Source organism: Streptomyces sp. KLMMK (assembly GCF_036961605.1).
GTDB classification, from domain to species: Bacteria; Actinomycetota; Actinomycetes; order Streptomycetales; family Streptomycetaceae; genus Streptomyces; species Streptomyces telluris.
This window is the reverse complement of the sequence record NZ_JBAMDC010000484.1, coordinates 1-4,335: the sequence shown is the minus strand read 5'-3', so window position 1 is coordinate 4,335 and position 4,335 is coordinate 1. Positions and strand designations below refer to the sequence as shown.

Genomic DNA, 4,335 nt, shown 5'->3' with positions numbered 1-4,335 from the left:
GGCCGAGCCCCGGCCCGAGGTGCCCGCAGCCGTCGGGTACGGCGACGCCGAGCGCGAAGCCGTGCACCGCGTGATGCGCGAGCGGCGCGACATCCGCAACGGCTTCCGCACCGACCCCATCCCCCACGAGGTGCTGCTGCGCGTCCTGGAGGCCGCACACACCGCACCCAGCGTCGGCCACTCCCAGCCCTGGGACTTCGTCGTCATCCGTTCCGCGGAGACCCGGCAGGCCATGCACGAACTGGCCCAGCGCCAGCGCGACGCCTACGCCAAGTCGCTGCCGAAGGGCCGGGCCAAGCAGTTCAAGGAACTGAAGATCGAGGCGATCCTCGAGACGCCCGTCAACATCGTCGTCACCGCCGACCCCACCCGCGGCGGCCGTCACACCCTGGGCCGCCACACCCAGCCGCAGATGGCCCCGTACTCCTCCGCGCTGGCCGTCGAGAACCTCTGGCTCGCCGCCCGCGCCGAGGGCCTCGGCGTCGGCTGGGTCAGCTTCTTCGACGAGCGCGAGATGGTCCGCACCCTGGGCCTGCCCGAGCACCTGGAGGTCGTCGCGTACCTGTGCGTCGGCTACGTCGACGAGTTCCCGGACGAGCCCGAGCTGATGCAGGCCGGCTGGTCCAAGCGCCGGCCGCTGTCGTGGGTGGTGCACGAGGAGGAGTACGGCCGCCGCGCCCTGCCCGGCGAGGAGCCGCACGACCTGCTCGCCGAGGCCCTGCGCGGCATCCGCCCGCTGGACGCCAAGGCGCTCGGCGAGGCGTGGGAGCGGCAGAAGCGCATGACCAAGCCGTCCGGCGCGCTCGGCATGCTGGAGATCATCTCCGCGCAGCTGTGCGGCCTGTCGCGCAAGTGCCCGCCGCCGATCCCCGAGCCCGCCGCCGTCGCGATCTTCGCCGGTGACCACGGGGTGCACGCCCAGGGCGTCACGGCGTGGCCGCAGGAGGTCACCTCCCAGATGGTGGCCAACTTCCTGGGCGGCGGCGCCGTGTGCAACGCGTTCGCCAACCAGGTCGGCGCCGAGGTCTGCGTCGTGGACGTCGGCGTCGCGGGGGAGCTGCCCAGCACGCCCGGCCTCCTGCCGCGCAAGGTCCGCGCCGGCACCGCCGACATCACCACCGGCCCCGCCATGACCCGCGAGGAGGCGATGCACGCCCTCGAGGTGGGCATCGAGACCGCCCGCGACCTGGTCGCGGCCGGCAACAAGGCGCTCCTCACCGGCGAGATGGGCATCGCCAACACCACGGTGTCGGCCGCCCTCATCTCCGTCTACACCGAGGCCGACCCGGCCGAGATCACCGGCCGCGGCACCGGCATCAACGACGAGATGCACGCCCGCAAGGTCGACGTCGTCCGGCGCGCCCTCGAACTGCACCGGCCGGACCCGAAGGACCCCATCGGCGTCCTCGCCGCGGTCGGCGGCCTGGAGCACGCGGCCCTCGTCGGCCTGATCCTCGGCGGCGCGTCCCTGCGCACGCCGGTGATCCTGGACGGTGTGAGCGCCGGTGCCGCGGCCCTCGTGGCCCGCGCCATCGCCCCCGAGGCGCTCGCGGCCTGCATCGCCGGCCACCGCAGCGCGGAGCCGGGCCACGTCGCTGCGCTGACGAAGCTCGGCCTGCGCCCCTTGGTGGACCTCGACCTCCGCCTCGGCGAGGGCACGGGCGCCCTGCTGGCCCTGCCGATCGTGCAGAGCGCCGCCCGCGCCATGCACGAGGTGGCCACGTTCGACGCGGCGGGCGTCACCGAGAAGGGCTGACGACCCACGGCGAACCCCCCACGCGCCTCCGGCACGTGGGGGGTTCGCCACTTGCCGCCGGCGGAAGCGCCCGTCCCACCCCGCCCCCGACCCCGCGTCGCACCGTAGGGTGTCCCCACCAGCGCATTCGCCCGCCCACGAGGAGAACCGCACGCCCATGGCCGAGCACAACGAAGCCGTCGCCTACCCCGTCGGACTGCGCCTCTCCGGCCGCCGCGTCGTCGTCCTCGGCGGCGGGCAGGTCGCCCAGCGCCGGCTGCCCGCCCTGCTCGCCGCCGGTGCCGACATCCTCCTCGTCTCCCCCTCCGCCACCCCCTCCGTCGAAGCGATGGCCGACACCGGCGAACTGCGCTGGGAGCGCCGCCGCTACCGGGACGGCGACCTCGACGGCGCCTGGTACGCCCTGATCTCCACCGACGACCCGGAGGCCAACCGGGCCGCCTCCGCCGAGGCCGAGGCCCGCCGCGTGTGGGCCGTGCGCAGCGACGACGCGGACGCCGCCTCCGCCTGGACGCCCGCCACCGGCCGCAGCGAGGGCGTCACCGTCGCCGTGCTCACCGGCCGCGACCCCCGCCGCTCCGCCGCCGTCCGCGACGCGATCATCGAGGGCCTGCGCGACGGCTCCCTGACCGCCCCGCACTTCCGCCCCCGCGCCACGGGCGCCGGCGACGGCACGGCCACCGGCCACGTCGCCCTCGTCGGCGGCGGCCCCGGCGACCCCGACCTCATCACCGTGCGCGGCCGCCGCCTCCTCGCCCAGGCCGACGTCGTCATCGCCGACCGCCTCGGCCCGCGCGACCTCCTCGACGAGCTCCCCCCGCACGTCGAGGTCATCGACGCCGCGAAGATCCCGTACGGCCGCTTCATGGCCCAGGAAGCCATCAACAACGCCCTGATCGAGCACGCCAGGGCCGGCAAGTCGGTGGTGCGACTCAAGGGCGGCGACCCCTTCGTCTTCGGCCGGGGCATGGAAGAGGCCCAGGCCCTCGCTGAGCACGGCATCCCGTGCACCGTCGTCCCCGGCATCTCCAGCACCATCAGCGTCCCCGGCGCCGCCGGCATCCCCGTCACCCACCGCGGCGTCGCGCACGAGTTCACGGTCGTCAGCGGCCACGTCGCCCCCGCCGACCCGCGGTCCCTGGTCGACTGGGAGGCCGTCGCCAGGCTCCGCGGCACCCTCGTCCTGCTGATGTCCGTCGAGAACATCGGCGCCATCGCCGAGGTCCTCGTCCGGCACGGCCGCCCCGCCGCCACACCCGTCGCCGTCGTGCAGGAGGGCACCACCGCCGCCCAGCGGCGCGTCGACGCGACCCTGGCCACCGTCGGCGAGCGCGTCGCGGCGGAAGGCATAAGGCCCCCCGCGGTCATCGTCATCGGCGACGTGGTGACGATCGGCACCGGAACCGGCCGCTAGAGCCCACCGCCCCGCCCCGCGACCGAGCACCCCGCACCGAGGACCGAGAACATGGCCGACATCATCACCATCGACGACCCCGACGACCCGCGCCTGCACGACTACACGGGCCTGACCGACGTCGAGCTGCGCCGCCGCCGCGAACCCGCCGAAGGGCTCTTCATCGCCGAGGGCGAGAAGGTCATCCGGCGCGCCCGCCACGCCGGGTACGAGATGCGCTCGATGCTGTTGTCGGCCAAGTGGGTCGACGTCATGCGCGACGTCATCGACGAGGCGCCGGCCCCCGTCTACGCCGTGAGCCCCGACCTCGCCGAGCGGGTGACGGGCTATCACGTCCACCGCGGGGCCCTCGCCTCCATGCAGCGCAAGCCCCTGCCGTCCGCCGCGGAGCTGCTGCGGAGCACGCGCCGCGTCGCCGTCATGGAGGCGGTCAACGACCACACGAACATCGGGGCCATCTTCCGCAGCGCGGCGGCCCTCGGCATGGACGCGGTCCTGCTCTCCCCGGACTGCGCGGACCCGCTCTACCGGCGTTCGGTGAAGGTCTCCATGGGCGCCGTCTTCTCCGTGCCCTACGCGCGCCTGGAGACCTGGCCGCGCGACCTGGAGACCGTGCGCGGGGCGGGCTTCCGGATCCTGGCCCTCACCCCGGACGAGAAGGCCACGTCCATCGACGCGGCGGCCCCGCACCGGCTGGAGCGGGTCGCCCTCATGCTGGGCGCCGAGGGCGAGGGCCTGTCCACGCGCGCGTTGATGGCGGCGGACGAGTGGGTGCGCATCCCCATGGCCCACGGCATCGACTCGCTCAACGTGGGCGCGGCGGCGGCCGTGTCGTTCTACGCGGTGACGGCGGGCCGCCCGCAGGACTGAGGCCCGCGCAGGGCCGGGGCCCGCCCGGCGGGCGCCCAGGGCGGCCGGCACCGCCGGGCAGTACGCGCCTGAGCGAGCCCTGCAGGCGGTGTCAGTGCCCGCCCGGCGCCCCGAAGAAGCCCTGCAGGCCCTGCTGCCCGTGCCGGCCCTGCTGTCCGGGCTGATCGCTCCGGGAGACCGGAGACACCTGCTGCAGCCCGTCCGTGTTCCGCTCGGGACCCTGGCAGCCCTGCGCGACGGCGATGCCCAGGGCGACCAGCAGCGTCACCACCACGAAGACGGTCAGCCGCTGCCG

3 protein-coding genes and 1 pseudogene are annotated in these 4,335 nt (G+C 75.1%); 3 read left to right on the top strand and 1 reads right to left on the bottom strand.

What is annotated here, in order from left to right:
• The 3 genes from cobT to V7793_RS34120 all read left to right on the top strand — a co-directional run.
• A partial coding sequence (gene cobT, locus V7793_RS34130; protein WP_336013572.1) for a nicotinate-nucleotide--dimethylbenzimidazole phosphoribosyltransferase occupies positions 1-1,756 on the top strand: 1,756 nt, incomplete at its 5' end.
• A 157-nt stretch (positions 1,757-1,913) separates the two neighbouring features.
• Positions 1,914-3,170: a uroporphyrinogen-III C-methyltransferase gene (gene cobA / locus V7793_RS34125; protein WP_336013571.1), complete on the top strand. Its 1,257-nt coding sequence runs from the start codon at positions 1,914-1,916 to the stop codon at positions 3,168-3,170.
• Between the two features lie 51 nt (positions 3,171-3,221).
• Positions 3,222-4,040, top strand: a complete 819-nt coding sequence (locus V7793_RS34120; RefSeq protein WP_336013570.1) for a TrmH family RNA methyltransferase — start codon at positions 3,222-3,224, stop codon at positions 4,038-4,040.
• A gap of 91 nt (positions 4,041-4,131) precedes the next feature.
• On the opposite strand, the pseudogene V7793_RS34115 reads toward V7793_RS34120, so the two are convergent.
• Positions 4,132-4,335: pseudogene (locus V7793_RS34115) on the bottom strand (serine/threonine protein kinase); the annotation flags it as partial.

Coding starts and splice junctions, on each gene's coding strand:
- V7793_RS34120 (WP_336013570.1), top strand. CDS start 3,222: ATGGCCGACATCATCACCATCGACGACCCCGACGACCCGCGCCTGCAC.
- cobA (WP_336013571.1), top strand. CDS start 1,914: ATGGCCGAGCACAACGAAGCCGTCGCCTACCCCGTCGGACTGCGCCTC.